The 19,378-nt window shown below is 40.8% G+C and carries 19 protein-coding genes and 1 riboswitch; of the genes, 10 read left to right on the plus strand and 9 right to left on the minus strand.

The window, feature by feature from the left end:
- Window positions 1-325: 325 nt before the first annotated feature.
- From aroF to MOO44_RS01320, 4 genes are all read left to right on the plus strand, one after another.
- Window positions 326-1,312, plus strand: coding sequence for a 3-deoxy-7-phosphoheptulonate synthase (gene aroF, locus MOO44_RS01305; protein WP_260115793.1), 987 nt, complete (start codon window positions 326-328; stop codon window positions 1,310-1,312).
- A 2-nt stretch (window positions 1,313-1,314) separates the two neighbouring features.
- Complete coding sequence (gene aroB / locus MOO44_RS01310) at window positions 1,315-2,376, plus strand: 3-dehydroquinate synthase (protein ID WP_260115794.1); 1,062 nt, start codon at window positions 1,315-1,317, stop codon at window positions 2,374-2,376.
- Window positions 2,377-2,381: 5 nt separating this feature from the next.
- Window positions 2,382-3,248: an ROK family protein gene (locus MOO44_RS01315; protein WP_260115795.1), complete on the plus strand. Its 867-nt coding sequence runs from the start codon at window positions 2,382-2,384 to the stop codon at window positions 3,246-3,248.
- Window positions 3,249-3,559: 311 nt separating this feature from the next.
- Window positions 3,560-3,745, plus strand: a complete 186-nt coding sequence (locus MOO44_RS01320) for a hypothetical protein (protein ID WP_260115796.1) — start codon at window positions 3,560-3,562, stop codon at window positions 3,743-3,745.
- A 47-nt stretch (window positions 3,746-3,792) separates the two neighbouring features.
- Here MOO44_RS01320 and MOO44_RS01325 read toward each other — a convergent pair whose 3' ends face one another.
- Window positions 3,793-4,602 (minus strand): carbon-nitrogen hydrolase family protein, encoded by an 810-nt coding sequence (locus tag MOO44_RS01325; RefSeq protein ID WP_260115797.1) that lies wholly within the window; start codon window positions 4,600-4,602, stop codon window positions 3,793-3,795.
- A 146-nt stretch (window positions 4,603-4,748) separates the two neighbouring features.
- A riboswitch (TPP riboswitch) is annotated at window positions 4,749-4,840 on the plus strand.
- Window positions 4,841-4,930: 90 nt separating this feature from the next.
- Between MOO44_RS01325 and tenA the strand changes: the two genes are divergently transcribed.
- From tenA to thiM, 4 genes are read left to right on the plus strand one after another with little or no spacing between them, the layout of a single operon-like run.
- Entirely contained in the window at window positions 4,931-5,638 is a 708-nt protein-coding gene (gene tenA, locus MOO44_RS01330; RefSeq protein WP_260115798.1) for a thiaminase II, read from the plus strand.
- Window positions 5,635-6,447, plus strand: a complete 813-nt coding sequence (thiD, locus tag MOO44_RS01335) for a bifunctional hydroxymethylpyrimidine kinase/phosphomethylpyrimidine kinase (RefSeq protein WP_260115799.1) — start codon at window positions 5,635-5,637, stop codon at window positions 6,445-6,447. Before tenA ends, thiD (MOO44_RS01335) begins: the two co-directional genes overlap by 4 nt.
- A complete protein-coding gene (gene thiE, locus MOO44_RS01340) occupies window positions 6,434-7,078 on the plus strand; it encodes a thiamine phosphate synthase (RefSeq protein ID WP_260115800.1) in 645 nt (214 codons plus the stop codon). Before thiD (MOO44_RS01335) ends, thiE begins: the two co-directional genes overlap by 14 nt.
- Window positions 7,078-7,860 (plus strand): hydroxyethylthiazole kinase, encoded by a 783-nt coding sequence (gene thiM / locus MOO44_RS01345; protein WP_260115801.1) that lies wholly within the window; start codon window positions 7,078-7,080, stop codon window positions 7,858-7,860. The genes thiE and thiM overlap by 1 nt, the downstream gene beginning before the upstream one ends.
- Window positions 7,861-7,912: 52 nt before the next feature.
- On the opposite strand, the gene MOO44_RS01350 is transcribed toward thiM, so the two are convergent.
- The 3 genes from MOO44_RS01350 to MOO44_RS01360 all read right to left on the minus strand — a co-directional run bounded on the left by MOO44_RS01350 (window position 7,913) and on the right by MOO44_RS01360 (window position 10,597).
- Window positions 7,913-8,674, minus strand: a complete 762-nt coding sequence (locus MOO44_RS01350; RefSeq protein ID WP_260115802.1) for a sulfite exporter TauE/SafE family protein — start codon at window positions 8,672-8,674, stop codon at window positions 7,913-7,915.
- Window positions 8,675-8,795: 121 nt separating this feature from the next.
- Window positions 8,796-9,557 carry a sulfite exporter TauE/SafE family protein gene (locus tag MOO44_RS01355; RefSeq protein WP_260115803.1) on the minus strand — a complete coding sequence of 254 codons (762 nt, stop codon included), beginning with the start codon at window positions 9,555-9,557 and terminating at the stop codon, window positions 8,796-8,798.
- Window positions 9,558-9,640: 83 nt separating this feature from the next.
- The gene (locus MOO44_RS01360) at window positions 9,641-10,597 is read right to left on the minus strand and encodes an NAD(P)-dependent oxidoreductase (RefSeq protein ID WP_260115804.1); all 957 of its coding nucleotides are present in this window, start codon (window positions 10,595-10,597) and stop codon (window positions 9,641-9,643) included.
- 215 nt (window positions 10,598-10,812) lie between these two features.
- Here MOO44_RS01360 and MOO44_RS01365 point away from each other — a divergent pair, with 215 nt between their 5' ends.
- Complete coding sequence (locus MOO44_RS01365; RefSeq protein WP_423802900.1) at window positions 10,813-11,904, plus strand: PTS sugar transporter subunit IIC; 1,092 nt, start codon at window positions 10,813-10,815, stop codon at window positions 11,902-11,904.
- 53 nt (window positions 11,905-11,957) lie between these two features.
- Here the strand turns inward: MOO44_RS01365 and MOO44_RS01370 are convergent, their stop codons facing one another.
- Window positions 11,958-13,046 carry an Ldh family oxidoreductase gene (locus tag MOO44_RS01370; protein ID WP_260115805.1) on the minus strand — a complete coding sequence of 363 codons (1,089 nt, stop codon included), beginning with the start codon at window positions 13,044-13,046 and terminating at the stop codon, window positions 11,958-11,960.
- A 92-nt stretch (window positions 13,047-13,138) separates the two neighbouring features.
- On the opposite strand from MOO44_RS01370, the gene thiD (MOO44_RS01375) reads away from it, so the two are divergent.
- A complete protein-coding gene (gene thiD / locus MOO44_RS01375; protein ID WP_423802893.1) occupies window positions 13,139-13,948 on the plus strand; it encodes a bifunctional hydroxymethylpyrimidine kinase/phosphomethylpyrimidine kinase in 810 nt (269 codons plus the stop codon).
- A gap of 44 nt (window positions 13,949-13,992) precedes the next feature.
- Here thiD (MOO44_RS01375) and MOO44_RS01380 read toward each other — a convergent pair whose 3' ends face one another.
- From MOO44_RS01380 to MOO44_RS01395, 4 genes are all read right to left on the minus strand, one after another.
- Complete coding sequence (locus MOO44_RS01380; RefSeq protein ID WP_260115807.1) at window positions 13,993-14,949, minus strand: ketopantoate reductase family protein; 957 nt, start codon at window positions 14,947-14,949, stop codon at window positions 13,993-13,995.
- An 18-nt stretch (window positions 14,950-14,967) separates the two neighbouring features.
- Window positions 14,968-16,131 carry an aminotransferase class I/II-fold pyridoxal phosphate-dependent enzyme gene (locus tag MOO44_RS01385; RefSeq protein ID WP_260115808.1) on the minus strand — a complete coding sequence of 388 codons (1,164 nt, stop codon included), beginning with the start codon at window positions 16,129-16,131 and terminating at the stop codon, window positions 14,968-14,970.
- A 449-nt stretch (window positions 16,132-16,580) separates the two neighbouring features.
- A complete protein-coding gene (locus tag MOO44_RS01390; RefSeq protein ID WP_260115809.1) occupies window positions 16,581-17,408 on the minus strand; it encodes a 2-keto-4-pentenoate hydratase in 828 nt (275 codons plus the stop codon).
- A 508-nt stretch (window positions 17,409-17,916) separates the two neighbouring features.
- Window positions 17,917-19,332, minus strand: coding sequence for an amino acid permease (locus MOO44_RS01395; RefSeq protein WP_260115810.1), 1,416 nt, complete (start codon window positions 19,330-19,332; stop codon window positions 17,917-17,919).
- Between the last annotated feature and the right edge of the window lie 46 nt (window positions 19,333-19,378).

Here is a 19,378-nt window from a genome sequence, read left to right on the forward strand (position 1 = left end):
ATCAAAATAAGATTAAAAAATAATTGACATTTATAATAAATTAGTTTATCATTCTAACCATAAATTAATTTTACGGAGGTAATTGACATGTTAAAAGATAGAATGACGGTTCTCTTTTATAGCTATTGGTAAGTGATTCTTCGTCCACACAGGATGGAGAATGACTCCATTTTGTGTGGGCCAATAGCGAGCATGTCACTTCGGTCACGCACATGGTTATACCATTGCGGACCGGTTTATATCGGAAGCTCCTGTAGTGGTATTCCCATTACAGGAGCTTTTTTAATTGCATTGATTTTTTATTTTAGAAATGGAGATAATAACTATGATTATTGTATTTAATTCAAACCAAGACCCCATGCTTCAACAAGTTGTAGATCGATTCGCAGGTAAAACGGATGTCTTTACCCATAATGAACGAGTTGCAATTACTGGCATTACCATCGATGACTTAACTGATGATGAACAAGCTGCTGCCGTTGAAATCATTACCGACCATCCCAAGGCAATTCAGAGCAGTCGGCTCTTTCATCCAGAAACCATTACCATTCAAACGCCGCATACGACAATTAGCGACCATTCATTTTCGCTAATGGCGGGCCCATGCTCGGTCGAATCAAAGGAGCATGTTTTAAAAATGGCAGCGGCAGCTAAGGCTGCTGGTGCAACTGTCCTACGTGGTGGTGCATTTAAACCCCGGACATCCCCCTACTCATTCCAAGGACTGGGCGAGGACGGCTTGAAATTTTTGCGCGCAGCTGCTGATCAGTTCGAAATGGATGTAGTGACTGAAATCATGGATGAGGAACACTTGGCAATGATCGAACAATACACCGATATTTTCCAAATTGGTGCTCGGAACATGCAAAACTTCTCGCTGCTCAAGGCCGTTGGGAAGACTAATAAACCGGTCATGTTAAAACGAGGGTTATCAGCTACGATTGATGATGTTTTAAACGCTGCTGAATACATCGCTGCTGGCGGTAATCATAATATTATTTTGACTGAACGGGGCATTCGGACTTTTGATAATAAATACACCCGTAACACGTTAGACGTAGGAGCGGTCCCAGTGCTCCATAAACTAACCCCCTACCCAGTCATTGTTGATCCTAGCCATGCAGCTGGGCATGTTGATTTTGTGACTCCGGAAGCATTAGCCGGAACGGCCGCTGGCGCAGATGGGTTAATTATTGAAATCCATGACGATCCTGCACACGCCCTTTCAGATGGTCCACAAGCACTATCGCCTGCTGAACTAAAGACCACCTTTGCGAAAGCTCAACAAATTCATCACCTTTTGGGGGAATAATAATGACTAACATTAATATGAAGACGACCAATGATCAATATCAAATTGAAATCGAACGAGGCAATCTTGAAAAGGTGGGCACCCTAGTCAAATCAGTCTGGCAACCACGGAAAATCGAAGTTGTCACTGATGATAATGTCGGACCCATCTACCTATCATTGGTGGAGGATCAATTGAAGCAAAATGGCTTTCAGGTGCATACAGTCACGGTCCCCCACGGTGAACAATCAAAGTCATTAACCAACTTAGCGCAAATTGAGACCAAGATGGCCCATGAACACTTTAACCGTAGCGATGCAGTAATCGCGCTCGGTGGAGGTGTCGTGGGTGACTTAGCTGGCTTTGTTGCTGCCACTTACATGCGCGGAATTGATTTGATTCAAATTCCCACTTCATTTCTAGCTCAAGTTGATAGTTCCGTTGGTGGCAAAACGGCCGTTGACTTGGCTGATATTAAAAACATTGTGGGTAGTTTTCATCAACCGAACTTAGTGATTATCGACCCTGATACCCTGAATACCTTGGAGGTTAGGGATGTCGTCGAGGGGTATGGTGAAGTTTTAAAGTGTTCAGCACTAGTTGGGGGCCAGTTTTGGCAATTGATCACGCAGTTAAATTCAGTTGCCGATATATTAGAACACGCAGAAGACTTAATTCGCTACTCGGTGGCTTTTAAGGCCCAGGTAGTCATGGAAGATGAAAAAGAAGCTGGCAATCGCCAACTCCTTAACCTAGGGCATACGATTGGTCACGGGGTCGAAGCCCTTAGTAACGGGAAGCTCCGTCATGGTGAGGCGGTCAGCATTGGACTAGTGAAAATGAATCAACTATTTGCTCCCAAAGATAGCCATGTGGTTGAGCAATTGATCGATCGGTTGGGTGCAGTTGGTCTGCCAGTTGATTCAACACTCCTTGATTCACCAGAGTTAATCGAAAAAATTAAAAATGATAAAAAGAACCATAACGGATACCTAAACATTATTTACCTAAAGCAAATTGGTGAACCGGTCATTAAACGGGTATCGATTGCTGATTTACAGCGCTTATTAAATGAAAAGAGTTGATGATAATGCTACTAGGAAGCATTGAAGCCGGTGGAACTAAGTTCATTTGCTCCGTTGGTGATGAACGTTTAAAGATTATTAACCAAACCAGAATTGAAACCACAACTCCTGAAGTTACACTTAGTCAGGTCATTAACTACTTCAGCCAGTTTCCGGAATTAGCATCCGTCAGCATTGCCAGTTTCGGTCCGCTTAATTTGGATCATCATTCGGATCAATTTGGAGCAATTACGAATACCCCGAAGCTAGGTTGGCAAGGGGTTAATATGTTCAAGTTGATTAGGGATGCGTTGGCCGTTCCCGTTTCGATCACTTCGGACGTAAATGGTTCTGCACTTGGTGAATCATACCTGTTGCACCAAAACGGAATTGAACATCAATCGTTAGTATACATTACGGTCGGCACTGGCATTGGTGCCGGAATCGTAATTAATGATCACATCTTCGGATTGAATGGGCATCCCGAACTAGGCCACATTAAGGTGGTTCGCCACAGTGGGGATGGCGATTTTCATGGCACCTGCCCCTTTCATGATGATTGTCTGGAAGGCTTAGCCGCTGGACCATCCTTTAAGGCGCGCACTAATACCCCGGGAGAACGAATTCCACATACCGATCCGATTTGGCAACGAATTGCTTTTTACTTAGCGCAAGCGGCGGTCACAACGACCCTAATGATTCATCCGGATAAAATTGTTTTTGGTGGCAGCGTCATTAACGATGATTTGATCCAAATGATTAGACGTGAATACCAGACATTAATGAATGGCTATGTTGAAGCAAAATCGCTAGTAGATTACTTATCAGTTAGTTGTGCTCATGATAATAATTCTGCTACGATTGGTAATTTGATTTTAGCAACAGATAATTAATCGGATAAGTAATCTTAAAAAAGGCATGCTAGCATGCTTTTTTATTTAGGCTTGCTGCATTCATTAGTACGATTAATCCTCCAGCTGTTTAGGCGAAGTCGATGGCTGAGCGCGCCTCAGTAAAATACTTTGCTTCAGATTGATTTAGTTTCTATGTCACGGTTATTTACTAATAGTGATATAGAAATCAATTTAAAACAATAAATGGACATTAATCATAGAATTAGTGAAATAATTCACAACGGTTCAATAATTACTCATCATGACTCTAATTATGCTAAAATGAATTGATTAAAAGGAATGGTGATGAAATGATTATTTTACTATTGATCATGATTTTAATGTTGTGGCTAGTTTGGAAATTCTTCAGCAGTTGGCTTTGGTGGCTTTTATTAATCGCAGCGATTATTTTTATGTTGCGGGTCTTTTTCTGGGGTGCCATCATTTTAGTCCTTCTGGGATTACTGGGTGCATTTTATAATAATAACCAGCAATAAAAAACAGCAGTTCCGCATATTTGTGCGAAACTGCTGTTTAGCTTTAATTAGTCATATAATTCTGGCATCCGTTGTGCTGCTGAGGGTAATTTTGCACGCACCTTAGCAACTTGGTCTAAATCAATATCAGCATATAGGATGCATTCGTCACTCCCTGCTTGGTTAGTAACCACCCCCATCGGGTCGACGACCTGACTTAAACCGACGCGAGCGTCAGAAGTAGGCTTATCACACCCCACGATGAAAGTCGTATTTTCAATTGCGCGGGCCTTTAATAATGATGTCCAGTGATATTCCTTTAGTGGGCCCCGGTACCAAGAGGTTGGGATGATAATTACATCGGCACCGTGGACTGCTTGATACCTAGCCACCTCTGGGAAACGAAGTTCATAGCATACAAATAACCCAATTTTACCAAATGGCGTTTGAATCGGTTCAAATAGTTTATCGCCAGGCTTGATTTGATCGGATTCCTTAGTCCCGAACGCATCGTATAAATGGGTTTTATGATAGGTCGTGACCACATCCCCCTGGTCATTAATAATCACGATGGTGTTATAGACCCGTTGATCATTAGGGTCATCATTTTGTTCACGCATTCCAAAGATGATCCAGACCTGATTATCAGCTGCGGCCTGCTTCGCATTATCAACGAAGGGGCCGGAAAGGGATTCAGCATGTTGATTGATTTCAGCTAGGGTCGCATCGATTGCAGTGGTACTCATAAACATTTCTGGAAATACCACCAATGCTGCCCCGTGGGCCGCAGCCTCTTTAACAACCTCGGTCAGCTTCTTTTGGTTTACCGTTTGTTCTACATCTGAATAAGCTTGCGCTAATGCAATTTTGTAAGTCATCCCATCACCCAATCTATAAATTATTTTAATTGAATTCTAATCTAATCTAATTTGAATGTCAATTCTGAATCATTAGTTAAGGATGCAATTTGTGCATGGACACTGAATAATAGATATGGTATATTAGCTTTGTAATTAAATAATCTAACTGTCCACTGGGGTGCCATCTGGCTGAGAAAATACCCATTGAACCTGAATCTAGATAATTCTAGCGTAGGAACGTGGCTGATTCGAAATAAAATCGACGAAATGGGCGCTTTCTATAACAATTTAGAAAGCGCCCTTATTTTATTTCCCGTGGTGGTTATTAATTTGGAGGAATTTATCAATGTTTTCAGATCAATTAAAGCAACAGGCCCAACCAATTTTAAGCGGGATTTTAGAACATCCCTTCATTCAAGGAATTGCAAACGGGAACGTTGCACCAGCAGCGTTACAATTTTACGTTCAACAAGATTTCCAATACTTGAATGAATTTATCAAAATTTATGGGAATGCAATTGCCAAATCGAATGATCGTGAATTAATGGGCTTCTTTAATGATCAAATTAGTTTTATTTTAAATAGTGAAATTCATCCGCACCACATTTTTTGTAACATTGCGAGAATTAACTATGAAGATCAACAACACGCCACCCCTGCTCCAAAGGCGTATTTGTATGAGTCACACATGCATCGAGCAGGCGAGACCGGATCACTATTAAATATTTTAGCAGCTTTCCAACCATGTCCGTGGACATACACAGAAATTGCTGATCATCTAGTGGCGCAGGGGGCCGCAACTAAAGATAATCCATTCTATGATTGGATCATGTTCTACGCTAGTGATGATAATGATAAATCAATGAGCGATACTGTGTTTGCCTTTGTGGATCGTTTTGCAAAGCAGGCCTCGAACGAAGAACTAGCAACGGCTAGTCAATACTTCTTAAAAAGCTGCGAATTAGAATGGCAGTTTTGGGAACATGCATTTTATCAACAGGATTGGCAATTTAAAGCAACGTTGGACCATGCGAAGGAGGATTTTAAATCATGAATGAATATCCAGAAGCATTGACGATTGCGGGCACTGACTCCGGTGGTGGGGCTGGAATGATGGCAGATATTAAGACCATGCAGGCCTGTCATGTTTTTAGCACCAGTGTGGTGGTGGGCGTGACCGCCCAAAACACAATTGATGTTCAACGGGTCTTGCCACTGCCCCTTGAGATGGTCGATGCCCAATTTAAATCAATTGCAGATGACTTTGTGATCAAAGCAGCCAAAACTGGCGCCCTATTCGATGCTGAACACGTTCACAATGTAGCACAAAATATTCAACGGTATTCACTAGAGAACTTAGTGGTTGATCCAGTGATGGTTGCTAAGGGGGGTGCTAAGTTATTGACCGATGATGCAATTGATACCGTGATCACAGAGTTAATCCCCCTTGCTGATATTATCACCCCAAACTTACCAGAAGCAGAAACCATCGTTAAACATTCGATTACGGACCGTGAATCGACCAAACGCGCCGCAAAAGAAATTCAACAATTGGGAGCTAAGAACGTTGTTTTGAAGGGTGGCCATAGTAATGGACCTAAGAATGATGACTATGTCCTATTAGCTGATGGAAGTGATTTTTGGATGAGTGGTCAACACGTTGATTCCAAGCGGAAACACGGGACTGGCGACACCCTATCATCGGTCATGGTGGCAGAATTAGCTAAGGGGCACTCGGTTAAAATGGCAATTCAAACTGCTAAGCAATTTATGAATGAAATTTTACAACACGAAATTCACGTTGGACAGGGTCACGGACCTTTAAATCACTGGGGAGCTGAAAATTCAAATGTTAAAATTTAATCCGGAAATGTTGAAAGTTTATTTTATCGGTGGGACCCAAAACATTCATGGTGATCGAAAACGGTTCATTCAACAACTAACGATTGCCTGCCAAAGCGGCATTACGATGTTTCAATATCGGGAAAAAGATCATAGCGCCCTGAGCGGGACGGAGCGATTAGCGTTAGGAAAGCAAGTGCGTGAAATTACTCGCAAGGCTGCAATCCCATTAATCGTTGATGATGATCTAAAATTAGCCCAGGCCATCGATGCTGACGGAATTCACGTTGGCCAAAGTGACACCCCGGTTCAGGAAGTGGTTAAAAAAGCTAGCGGGATGATTGTGGGCTTATCTGTTCATAATCGGGATGAGTTAATTGCAAGTGGCGATTTAACGGGCGTCGATTACCTTGGGGTCGGGCCCATCTTTGCCACGAACAGTAAGGAGAATGCGAAACAGCCGATTGGATTAGATGGACTCTTTCAAATGAACCAAGCCACCTTAAAACCAATTGTTGCAATTGGTGGCATTCATGAGGATAATGTAGGTGAGGTCTTAAAACACTCTGTTAGTGGAGTTGCGGTGATTTCAGATATCATGGAGAGTGACGACATTCCATTGACGGTCAGGCACTTGAAGGGAGAAGCATAATGTTAACTATTGATTCAATTCGCAAAACCAATCCAGTAATTTTAAACGTTGCTAACATGGTCACCCCCCAACACGTCGCAGATGCCATTAATTTCTATGGCGGTTCACCGATCATGTTTACTGATGAACGAGAAGCTAAGGAATTAACCAATATTGCTTCGGGAGTCGTTTTTAATATGGGCTCTACGAATGAATCAACGCTTCGTAACGTCTTAGCTAGCGGAAAGGTTGCTAACAAACGAGGCATCCCCGTCGTAATCGATCCAGTGGCTGTTGGTGTAACGGAATTAAGGCAAGCTAATTTTAAACGAACTGCCGATGAAGTTCATTTCGATGTCATCCGTGGTAATGCTGGTGAAATCGCATACCTAGCCAACGTCAATTGGCAAGTCAATGGCATTGATGCTGGGAATGGAAGTGGCGATGTAGTTGCAATTGCTAAACAAGTTGCCCAAAAGTATGATTGTTGGGTCGTTTTATCGGGACCGCGAGATATCGTAACCGATGGAAACATCACCTATTCAGTTGATAATGGCCATCCATATTTTCAAACGAATGTTGGTTCTGGAGATATGCTAGATGGCATCTTGGCCACCGCCATTTCAGTTGAAAATAATTTAAAAGCATTAGTAAGAGCCACTGCTACCTTTAGTATCGCAGGTGAGTTAGCGGGTGAAGAATATCCACACCAACCCGCATCATTTTTTGTTGAGTTATTTAATCAATTAGCCACCATCAGTGATGATGAAATTGATACTAAAATGAAAATCCATCAATTATAAACCATCTTTTTCACGACACTCAAAAAGCGCCCCGCCATTGGCAGGACGCTTTTTAATATGCTTGAATGAATAGTTCGATTGCTAGTCCAAACGCTAGGACCGCAACAATCAGTTTAATGATTTTTTCAGGAATCACCCGAACAATTTTGGGCCCGATATAAGCACCGATTAGTAATCCGGAACCTAACGGTAATACTAGAATCCAGTACACGTGGGATTGGAATGAGTAAATAACCATTGCAACTAGGTTACCACAAAATGATGAAACATTTCTAATAGCGTTATAAACTGCATACTTTTCATCCGTGATTTTGGATAAAATTGCATTGAAAATAATTCCGGAGGCTGCCCCAAAGTAGCCGACATAAACACCCGTTAGCAAAATTGCAACTGAATAAAGCAGGTGCCCTAGTTTACTGGTAACTTGCTTTCTAGCGGTTGACTTTTTACTAGGCCAGACCATGGTGAGTGCAGCAAACAAAATGAAAAATGGAACGACCTTGGTAAATGAACCACTAGAGAAATGGAGTAATAAGTAGGTTCCAGAAGCACTCCCGATTAGAATAAAAATGGCAGTAGTGATCAATTGTTTCACGTGGCCCTTGAGCTCCGGAATGGATGATAGACCGGACCCAATTCCATTGAAGCTAACGGCAGACGTATTCGTTACACTAGCGTAGACTGGTGGCAACCCCGTTACATATAATAATGCTGGATAGGATACTAATGATGACATCCCGACCGTACTACCTACGATTCCAGCTAAAAAACCAAATGGAAATAATAAAATTAATTGTCCAATATCAAAGTGCATCTCTTCACGATCCCTTACTATGTAATAACCATCATTATAAACCTAAATCCAATTAAAACCAAAATAGATTTTTAATTCCATCCAAAAAAGCGTTCTACCAATTGATAGAACGCTTTTAATTCTAATATGCTTGAATAAATAATTCAATTGCTAATCCAAACGCGAGAATTGCAACGATCCATTTAATCACTGCTTCGGGAACGACCCGCACGATTTTGGGACCAATGTAAGCTCCAATTAATAATCCGGAACCTAATGGTAACACTAAAATCCAGTAAACATGGGATTGAAATGAATAAATAATCATCGCAACTAAATTTCCACAAAACGATGAAACATTTCGAATTGCGTTGTAAACCGCATACTTTTCGTGGGTGATTTTTGAAAGAATGGCATTGACAATAATTCCAGAAGCTGCCCCAAAGTACCCAACGTAAATTCCAGCAAGTAAAATGGCGATCGAATAAAGCCACTGGCCTAATTTACTATCCACTTGTTTTTTAGGGCCGTTCTTTTTACTAGGCCAGACCATGGTAAGAGCAGCAAATAAGATGAAAAATGGCACTAACTTAGTGAATGAGCCACTAGAAAAGTGTAACAGGAAGTAAGTTCCAGAAACACTTCCAATTAAAATAAAAATAGAAGTGGTGATCAATTGTTTTACATGGCCCTTTAACTCTGGGATTGAAGATAGTCCAGAGCCAATGCCATTAAAAATCACCGATGATGTGTTGGTCACATTGGCATAAACTGGTGGTAGTCCAGCGACATACAACAGCGCCGGATAGGACACCAGTGAAGCCATTCCCACCGTACTACTAACAATTCCAGCTAAAAAGCCAAATGGGAATAGTAGTAGTAATTGACTAATATCAAAATGCATTTCTTCACTACCTTTTTGTATGTAATACATACTATTATAGACCTAAAAGCACTTGATTGGCCAATTAAAAGCTACCCCATTCACTACCGGTTTAAATTAACTTCGTTCACTAATAATGCTCCGTCATATTCATATTCGCGAAGGTTTTTGGAAAAAATATCGAGGGCTTGGTCACCATACTGGTCGAACAAGCTAGCAATGTGTGGTGAGATAAAGACATTATCCATTTTCCATAACGGACTATCACTTGGAAATGGTTCGGGATCAATCACATCTAATGATGCGCCACCTAATTGGTGTTGATTTAATGCATTAATTAAATCCTCAGTAACTACGCTGCCTCCCCTGCCCACATTAATGAATAGTGGTTGCCGAGTAAACTGTTCGAAATATGGTTGATTGAAGAATTTATTAGTGGCCGGCATTAACGGGAGTGAATTAATGATAATTTCAGCGTTTTTAATTTGATCGTTAACCGCATCCATAGTAAAGGTTTGGTCAAAGAACTTCGCTTGGTGGCCGCTATGATTAATCCCAATCGTATTAACGTTTAGGACCTTGAGAATTTCAGCCACTCGTGATCCAATTGCACCGGTCCCATATATTACCGCCGTCTTATTAGGCAAAATTTTAAATGGATTGGTTGGTTTTTCCCACCGGTTCAAATTAGTGATCATGCTTAAATTACGGAACTGATTTAAAATCATGCCGGTAACTGTTTCAGCGATGGGTTCAGAGTGAATGCCCTTGACGGTCGCCAAGCGAACGCCCCGGTTTTTAATTTCAGCTAATGGATAGTAGTCAATCCCCACCGATAACGACTGAATCCATTTTAGATTACTATCAGGGTCACTTAGCATTGCACTAAGTAACTTTTGGTCATAACCAATTAAGATATCAATTGATTTTAAATCCGCTTTCGATATGGATTGATTTGCGAAGAATAACTTTTCCTTCGTTAGCCCGGGATGGGTAACCATCTTTTGCTCCATTTTCTCAATATCAAAATTTGCGTTTGGCGCCCCAACTAAAATATTCAAAATGCATCCTCCTTTTTTACTAAACTATGGTATTATACACTCCCGCTTTCGATAAATCTAAAATTTAGCTTGACGTAACAAAATGATTATGTTTTAATTATAAACATCAGCTAGAAATTAATTATTTTTTAATCTTCTAATTGGTACATAATATAATTCTTTAATTAAAGGAGTGATTTGAAATGATGAATTCAACAGAAAAAGGTTCACCAAATATGAATGCCGCGAACATGGCAGACGTAGAACCGAAATCAAGTTTTAAGGAAAGTGTTTACTTAGTTTTTAACGGGGTGTCGAATGCGATTTTAGTTACCCTTGGAGTTGGACTACTGACTGGTGCAATTTCTAACTTTGTCCATTGGCAAGCCCTTGCGCAAATTGGTTTAATTTGTCAATACTTAATGGCTCCGGCAATTGGTGCTGCGGTAGCATCACAATTAAAAACGAATACGTTAGTACTCTTTAGTTCAATGGTTGCAGCAACCGTTGGTGCTAATAATGTCTTCTTCACGAGTGGGGCAATGAACGCCACTACGGCGACTGGCCATATGTTACCCCAACCAGCTGGATCAGCAGTCTTTATGATTGGTCAACCAGTTAGTGCCCTTGGTGGTGCAGTGGTTGCCACTTTAGTTGGGAAATACCTTACCGGGAAAACCCCATTGGACATGTTCTTAGTGCCATTTGCAGCGACCTTAGTGGGAACGATTTCTGCATTGGGGATGGCAACGGTTACCACCCCTGCATTGGTTTGGCTATCAGGAGTAATTGCTAAGACGATGAGCATCAACCCACTATTGGGTTCAGTAGTTATCTCAGTCGTTTGGGCCGTGTTCTTGATGACCCCAGCGTCATCGGCCGCCCTTGCAATCGCGGTTATGCTTGATCCATTATCATCAGGGGCTGCACTACTTGGAACCACCGCTCAATTTGTGAGTTATACCGTAATGTCATTTAAGGAAAACAAGCCTGGTGCTAATATTGCACAAGGGGTTATCACCCCGAAGGTGCAATTCGGAAACATTACCGAAAACTTCTACATTGCACTTCCTGGTTTACTTTCCGCTGCAGTGGTTGCCCCTATCGGCACCTTAGTATTTCACTTTAGTACTTCATTTAAATTGGCTGGATTAGGACTAAACTCCCTTATCGCACCAATTACCCTAGCTTCACAAAACATGGGGACCTTCGTACTTTACCTGGTTCTAGGGGTTGTTGTTCCAGCAGTGATTTCATATGTTCTTGGTAAGTTCCTAAGAGCTACCAACCGCATCAAGCCTGGCGATATGACCATCGAACTAGTTTAATTAAATTCTCATTCTAAAATAAAAACGCTAATCAAGTGATTAGCGTTTTTATTTTAGAATGAGATTTCAGTGGGTGCGGAAATTGATAGTTCACTGGCAATCTGTTTAATCTGACCAGCGGTCACTTCATCAATTGAAACCCCGTGTTCTTGATTATAAGCAAAGTTCCGGTACTCCCGGTCACCAGGGATTTTAATCTCTGTTTCTGGTAAATGGTCCAAATTTCTGATGCGGTTAAACATATCAGTTGCCTTATCACGGAGTGCATCTAAATTACCAAAAAATGATGGATCGATTGCTAATAGACATTGGCTAAAATCATGTTTACCAACATTTGTATCCGCAGAAATCGACCCCTGGGCCAAGATTCCGGTTAGGATTTCTACCACCAATGAGTTCCCGAATCCCTTATAATTAGAGTTATGTTCGTTCGAACCCCCTAGCGTTAATACACCGCCACCCTTTTGGTTGGGCGTTAATGCAGCCGTTGCTAAGATATCTTCCGCCTCCTTTGCATCAGAGACAACGTTACGATCCTTATCAACTGCCCACTCGCCTGGTAGTGGTTGTTTTTTCTTATCTAGTACCTGAATTTTGCCTCCTGAAACCACTGATGTTGCTCCGTCAAATACGAATGGATGGGGCTTGGCTGGGAACGTGAACGCAAACGCGTTCGAACCTAAAAATGCTTCCAATGCGTTGGTTGGGACGACCAATGGGCGGGTATTAGTAAATGCAATTCCAATTAGTCCCTGTGCGACCGCCTTTCGCGCCCAATAACCAGCGGTTCCAAAGTGATTTGAGTTCCGGATGACTGCCATTGAGATTACCGATTGCTTTGCCTTATCAATTAATTTATCCATCGCTGCATTACAAGCAATTTGGCCCATATTTTGATTAGCATCGACCAATAAACTAGTGGCACTTTCCTTTAAAAATTTAACCGGGTTTTGTGGTTGAATCGTGCCATCATCAACCATTTTTAAATACCAAGCTAACCGCTGAATCCCGTGTGAAGAAATCCCCCGTAAATCAGCATCCACTAGGGTATCTGCTAAGAGGTGGCTATCTTCTTTTGAAAATCCCTTCTTGGTAAACACCGTGGTTAAATAATTTAATTCATCGTTAGCTTTAATTTTCATTTAATTGTCCTCCAGATTGTGAATCATTTTAACGATTCAATTTATTTTTGGTATAATACATTAATCATTTAATTAGAAAGAAGATGGAGCTCATGAACCAATTTCCTCAAGCTTTGACCATTGCCGGAATCGATAGTGATGGTGGTGGGGGGATGCCGATTGATTTAAAAACCATGATGGCCATGCACGTTTATGGCCTTTCGGTCATTACCACAACGGTTGCTGCAAATTCGTATGGAATTATTGATAGCCACGCCCTCCCCATTGCCTTTATCGAAAATGAATTTAAAGCCCTAACTGCCGATTATCAAATTCGAGCATGTAAAACCGGGTTATTGGATAGTAAGGCCCTAATTAACACCGTGGTAGCGAATTATCAGCGGCATGATATGGGATATCTAGTCGTTGATCCAGTGATCCTAGCTAAAACCGGCGAAGTATTACTGACACCTGATGAAATCGATACATTAAAGGAACGGTTAATACCGCTCGCAACCGTTATCACGCCGAATTACTATGAAGCTGAAAAGTTAACGGGCATGCAAATTAATGACCAGCATCAGATGGTGGTTGCTGCACAAAAGCTGCGGCAACTGGGTTGTTTGAACGTAATGATCAAGGGGCGCCATGATCAAAATGGTGAAAAACAAGATGAAGTTAGCGACCTATTGCTCTTGGAATCCGGTGAGCAGGTATGGCTAACGGGTCCCTACTTCCAAACCAATCGCAAGAATGGGACTGGGGATGCACTCTCAGCTGCCATTACTGCAGAACTAGCTAAGGGCCGTTCCGTTGAGCAAGCAGTGCGGACCGCAAAAACATACGTTGATCAAACCATTAAAAACGAAATCATAGTCGGCCATAAGTACGGACCCATTAATAACTGGGCCGGTCAAGAATAAAAAGTTCAATTAATCATAATTGAACTTTTTATTTTATTGGGACGCTATTTGCCCCTTACTGCATGTAACTTTTCAGCAATGTGAACCAAGTTAATTGCGAATTTATGTGAATGTGCAATATAACCATACTTGAGACCTAACCGATAGATGTATCCGTTGATATACTCAACTTCAGTTGGGCGATTAGTTACTAAATCTTGGTACATCGATGGATAGTGCTCAGGATTAACGTCATGCGCCACGTGATAAATCGTTTGCCATTCTTCTTCACGGGTGCTTAGCAACTTAATCCCCGCCCGTTCAAAAACATCGAACGCCTCATTTACTAAATCGACTCCCAACGGCTTTGCGGATGGTGATGCAATAAATTCACCGTATGAACATTGAAAACTAGTGGCAAGACTATTTAAGACTGAATTGAAAATGACCTTAGCTAGTAATGTTCCCATGAAGTTTTCATGAATCGTGGCGTTTAATCCGGATTCAGTAAGCTCCTTTGCAATTTCCTTGGTGGTATCATCAATTGTTTCACTTTGGTTAGCTAGATTACATGACCCAGTCCCCTTTGCAGCAACGAAGTCGACTTCTCCGGGCTTGGTTAAAATACTACCAATCAAGGCGGTCCCACCAATTACATGTTCCTTTGGAAAGTACTTATCAATTTTTTCAATATGGCCCATCCCGTTCATTAACGTGAGTGCGTATTGATCATCATTAAAGAAGTGTTGGCAACGTTCCAGCATCTCAGCCAAGCCAATTTGCTTAGTGAATGGAATTACAACGTCGGGCTTTCCATGATATTCCTCTGGATAATAAATATTATCAATGTTGACCAAGTGCCGACCCTGGCCACGTCTTGATACGTAGACCCCATGTTGCTTTCTAATCGTTTCCACTTGTGGTTTCCAGGTATCAATATAGTCAACGTCATAGCCCACTTCTTGTAACAAAATGCCAAAATGAAGTCCCATGCCACCTGCGCCTAAAATTGCATATTTCATAATTTAACACGCTCCCTTTTAATGTGTATCAACAAACTTTTGAATCCGTTTTACCACTTCGGTTAACTCTTCAGTACTAGCAGCATAGCTAAAGCGAATATAACCATCACCACCGGGACCAAAGATTGCCCCGGGCATAATCCCCACTAACGCCTCCTTTGCTAGTTGATAACCAAATTGATAGCTATCCTGTTCGAATCTAGCTGGAATCTTCGCAAAAATATAAAAGCCACCACTAGGTTCAGGACTAGTAAAGCCTGCTTTCTCTAGTCCCTCCCGGAGTAATTGACGCCGTTTTAAATAAGTCGGTTTCATTTCTAAAGCATCGTTTTCGCCATTTTTAAACGCCTCACTTGCAGCATACTGTGCATTATCAGTAGCATTAGTGTTAATTAAAGTATGAACCGCATTAATTTTACTAATGATATTGGCCGGGCCACAGACAATCCCAATTCGCCAGCCCGTCATTGCGAACGTTTTCGAAGCCCCATTCATTACGATGGTTTGATCCGGTAAAAGGGTCCCGAACGAAGTATGGGGTTCATCATAAGTTAGTTCACTATAAATTTCATCACTAATTAGAAAAATTTGGTGTTGCTTAATGACCGCTGCTAACGCCTCCAGTTCAGCCTTAGTATAAGTATTTCCGACTGGGTTGTTAGGGTAGTTAATAATAATTGCCTTAGCGTTTGGGTGTTCCTTGAAGGTCGCTTCCAGGCGTTCTGGAGTTAAGATAAAATTACTATCAGAAGTGTCCACAAAGACTGGGGTTGCTTGATTAAATTTAACATTGGCAGCATATAGTGGATATGTAGGCGTGGGAATAATGACCTCATCACCAGGATTTAAAATCGTGGTAAAGACATCGTGGATTCCTTCCGCTAACCCAACGGTAGTTGTGATTTGAGTATCAGGATCATAATCCAGTCCATACTTATCCTTTAAAAATTTAACTGCGTTTTCACGAAGTGGTTTGATCCCGCGGGGGTCAGTGTAGTGACTTTGATCATCATTAATCGCCTTAATGGCAGCATCCTTAATGTGCCTTGGGGTTGGAAAATCTGGTTCGCCATACGTTAATGAAATCAATCCTGGAATATCAGCAATTTTTAAGTTAAATTCCACAATCTCATTTGATTTCATTTTTTTAACTGAATCATTAATCTGATTTGATAAATCCATATTGAACGCCTCTTTTACTATTTTTTGATCATAAACAAAAAGCCCCGCTTCTAAATCAATTAGAAGCGGAGCAACCGCGGTACCATTCTAAATTAAATCCATGTGATCATGAACCCTTCTCAATAATGTTTATCAATTAAACATGTGCACTAATAATGAAGTGCCAATCCATCATCACCTAAATATCGATGATACCAAATCACAGGCCATTTTCCCCCACCTTCACTAATTCACTTTCATCGCCCGTGAATTTTCTGAGTAGTGCTAATAAGGTACTTTCCTGATCACATTGTTTTATTTATTAATCATTTTCTAATCATATTATAATTCTTTTTGGATAAAATTCAATAGTTAAAGCGCTTTTTTTAAATAATTAAACAAAAAAGGAACCTGAAGTAAGTCAGGTTCCTTTTGCTAAGGGGGTTGTCTAATCTTAAATTTATCTAAAACTATTCTTTAACGTTAACGGTAACGTCACTAAAGCCATTGTCGAATTTAGCAGTCCAGTCACCCTCAGTTAAACGTGGTGGTAATAAGAAGGTTCCAGATGATACCCGTTGGCCAGCTTTAAATGATTGCCCCTGTTCGTGTAATTTCTTCACGAGCCATTGAAGTGAATTGAGTGGGTTTCCTAATACTTCTGAAGAAACTCCATCCACTTCTTCTTTGCCATTATGGTAAAGTTTGGTATGAACATTTTCTAAATCCTTTAAGCTGAATTCGCTAGTGTCACGTTCTTCACCGTAAACGACATAGCCACCAACAGCTGCATCGGACATTACTAAGTACTTGGATAGGGATGGGAACCAATCAGAGAATCGTGAATCAGGGACTTCCACTCCTGAAGCAACGGTCGTCTTACGAGCTAAGTCTTCTAATGAATCATTAACTGATAGATCTTCCTTAGCCTTAAAGACTAATTCCACTTCGGCTAATGGATCCATTAAATCACTACTCAATGATAATGTTGCTGGTGATTTTACAAAGTGATCTTGTACTTGAGCACCATATAATGGTTCGGTGGAGTCAAACATGTCTTGGGTTTGCTTACTAGTAAGGCTTACTTTGTACCCACCTAATGGTTGTGCCTTAAGCTCCATTAATCGGCGTTGAACCCGATATGATGCTTCTTCATCATTCATTAAGTTAGTCCAATCATCCATCTTTAATGCTTCACGATTCATGTAAGCATGGTAAAGGGCTTGTGCTAATTTTTCTTCAGTGTCGTTTAATCCTACTACAGTTTCGTTGGTTTGGTTAGTTCTAGTGTTTGTCATAATAAATCGCTCCTCTATATTTTAGAACGAATCAGAAATAATGATTCGTACTATCTTCCTAATGTAGTTTTTAATCTGAATCTGTCCTTCATCTGAGTTGTTACTAATCTCTGATTTCATACGAACCACTTCTTTCCTTAATTATGATTTCAGAAAACAAAAAGCGCCCTTAGCCTCCCAACTAAAATTGGGATCCTAAGGGCGCTCACGCGCGTTACCACCTTAATTTATCAAGCAAAAAGCACTTGACCTCGACGTACGGTTTATTCAACGATACGCTGGCATGATAACGGGTGCTTCCGGTAGGACTTACTTAAGATTCAGTCTACTAACTAAAGAATGATAACTACTCATAATCTCACTACATTGTCTCATCAACCCAATGCTTTCTGAAAGATCGACTAATTCGTTTTTTCTTATAATCGCTATTTGTTTATCTGATTGACTACAAGTATATACCCTAAAATTATAAAGTCAACACTTTTTGCAATTTTATTTTAATTTATTTTTAATTGTGCTTTTCCATCTTAGAATGATGCTTCCCATATACTAGGTAAATCGCCATTCCAATGGCAAACCAAACGATAAATCGAATCCATGTTTCCCAATTTAACCCTAGAATTAATGCAAAGCAGAAGATAATTGATACGATCGGCACGTATGGAACCCCGGGGACCTTAAAGCCACGGTGGATTTCTGGGTGTTTCTTGCGCATCCAAATGATTCCTGCTGACACCAAAATGAAAGCAACTAGGGTTCCAATATTAACCATTTCTGATAGAACGTTTAAGTTGATCAGCCCAGCAACCAGTGCAGTAATAATGCCAAAAAACCAAGTTCCCTTTACTGGCACTTGTCGCTTCTTATCGACATCACCAAAAAACTTCGGAAAGAGCCCATCACGTCCCATTGAATAACTAATTCTAGTTTGACCATATAATGAAACTAAGGTAACGGTCGTCATTCCTAAAATGGCCCCGATACTTACAATTACTGATAACCAAGTTTGACCAGTTACCCGAAGGACTGCAATTACCGGATCGTTTAAGTAGTCTTTAAATGCCGTGTACTTAACGACTCCAGTCATGATAAGGGTCATAATGACGTATAGAACAGTTGCAATCACCAAGGAAAACATGATCCCCCGTGGTAGCGTTTTAGAAGGATTAATCGTTTCTTCAGCACTAGATGATACAGCATCAAACCCAATAAATGAGAAAAAGACAATGGATGCACCAGGTAAAATCCCGGTCTTTACACCATGGGTTACCGAATACCATCCATATGGTGCAAATGGCTTCCAATTATAGCTCTTAATGGCCCAAAATGTGGAAACAATAAACAACAGGATTACCCCAATTTTAACAAAAACCATAATATCATTAATCCGCTTAGTCTGGTTGATTCCCTGCGCAATCACAAACGTTAGAATGATGATCAATAAAAATGCGGGAAGATTAAAGTAGGAGGTCACTCCGGGAGTGGTTCCAGCCGCACTAGCCAACGAAGCTGGAATATTAATGCCAAAACTATGCAATAGACTGACAAAATATCCAGACCAACCAACTGCAACTGCTGATGCCCCTAAAGCATATTCCAGAATTAGGTCCCATCCGATTACAAACGCAATGATTTCGCCAAATGCTAAGTAAGAATAAGTATAAGCAGACCCTGAAATGGGTGCGAATGAAGCAAATTCACCATAACAAAGGCCGGCAAAGCCACAACAGATTGCAGCAACAATAAAAGAAATGATAATTGATGGTCCGGCAGTTAAAGCTGCTTTCCCAGTTAAAACAAAAATCCCAGTTCCAATAATTTCACCAATTCCTAGTAAAGTTAAGTCCATTGTTTTTAGGCTTCGCTTTAGAGGGGATGTGTGAGCAGTCAAGACCGCTAAATCCTTTTTTCTAAAAACATCCATTTCATCACCCCATCATATGAATTATTACAATATGATTATAATTATT

Source organism: Nicoliella spurrieriana (genome assembly GCF_023380205.1).
Lineage (GTDB): Bacteria > Bacillota > Bacilli > Lactobacillales > Lactobacillaceae > Nicoliella > Nicoliella spurrieriana.

Excerpts from the sequence above, each read along its gene's own strand:
- aroF (WP_260115793.1), top strand. The coding sequence starts at position 326 with ATGATTATTGTATTTAATTCAAACCAAGACCCCATGCTTCAACAAGTT.
- aroB (WP_260115794.1), top strand. The coding sequence starts at position 1,315 with ATGACTAACATTAATATGAAGACGACCAATGATCAATATCAAATTGAA.
- MOO44_RS01315 (WP_260115795.1), top strand. The coding sequence starts at position 2,382 with ATGCTACTAGGAAGCATTGAAGCCGGTGGAACTAAGTTCATTTGCTCC.
- MOO44_RS01320 (WP_260115796.1), top strand. The coding sequence starts at position 3,560 with ATGATTATTTTACTATTGATCATGATTTTAATGTTGTGGCTAGTTTGG.
- MOO44_RS01325 (WP_260115797.1), bottom strand. The coding sequence starts at position 4,602 with ATGACTTACAAAATTGCATTAGCGCAAGCTTATTCAGATGTAGAACAA.
- tenA (WP_260115798.1), top strand. The coding sequence starts at position 4,931 with ATGTTTTCAGATCAATTAAAGCAACAGGCCCAACCAATTTTAAGCGGG.
- thiD (WP_260115799.1), top strand. The coding sequence starts at position 5,635 with ATGAATGAATATCCAGAAGCATTGACGATTGCGGGCACTGACTCCGGT.
- thiE (WP_260115800.1), top strand. The coding sequence starts at position 6,434 with ATGTTAAAATTTAATCCGGAAATGTTGAAAGTTTATTTTATCGGTGGG.
- thiM (WP_260115801.1), top strand. The coding sequence starts at position 7,078 with ATGTTAACTATTGATTCAATTCGCAAAACCAATCCAGTAATTTTAAAC.
- MOO44_RS01350 (WP_260115802.1), bottom strand. The coding sequence starts at position 8,674 with ATGCACTTTGATATTGGACAATTAATTTTATTATTTCCATTTGGTTTT.
- MOO44_RS01355 (WP_260115803.1), bottom strand. The coding sequence starts at position 9,557 with ATGCATTTTGATATTAGTCAATTACTACTACTATTCCCATTTGGCTTT.
- MOO44_RS01365 (WP_423802900.1), top strand. The coding sequence starts at position 10,813 with ATGAATGCCGCGAACATGGCAGACGTAGAACCGAAATCAAGTTTTAAG.
- MOO44_RS01370 (WP_260115805.1), bottom strand. The coding sequence starts at position 13,046 with ATGAAAATTAAAGCTAACGATGAATTAAATTATTTAACCACGGTGTTT.
- thiD (WP_423802893.1), top strand. The coding sequence starts at position 13,139 with ATGAACCAATTTCCTCAAGCTTTGACCATTGCCGGAATCGATAGTGAT.
- MOO44_RS01380 (WP_260115807.1), bottom strand. The coding sequence starts at position 14,949 with ATGAAATATGCAATTTTAGGCGCAGGTGGCATGGGACTTCATTTTGGC.
- MOO44_RS01385 (WP_260115808.1), bottom strand. The coding sequence starts at position 16,131 with ATGGATTTATCAAATCAGATTAATGATTCAGTTAAAAAAATGAAATCA.
- MOO44_RS01390 (WP_260115809.1), bottom strand. The coding sequence starts at position 17,408 with ATGACAAACACTAGAACTAACCAAACCAACGAAACTGTAGTAGGATTA.
- MOO44_RS01395 (WP_260115810.1), bottom strand. The coding sequence starts at position 19,332 with ATGGATGTTTTTAGAAAAAAGGATTTAGCGGTCTTGACTGCTCACACA.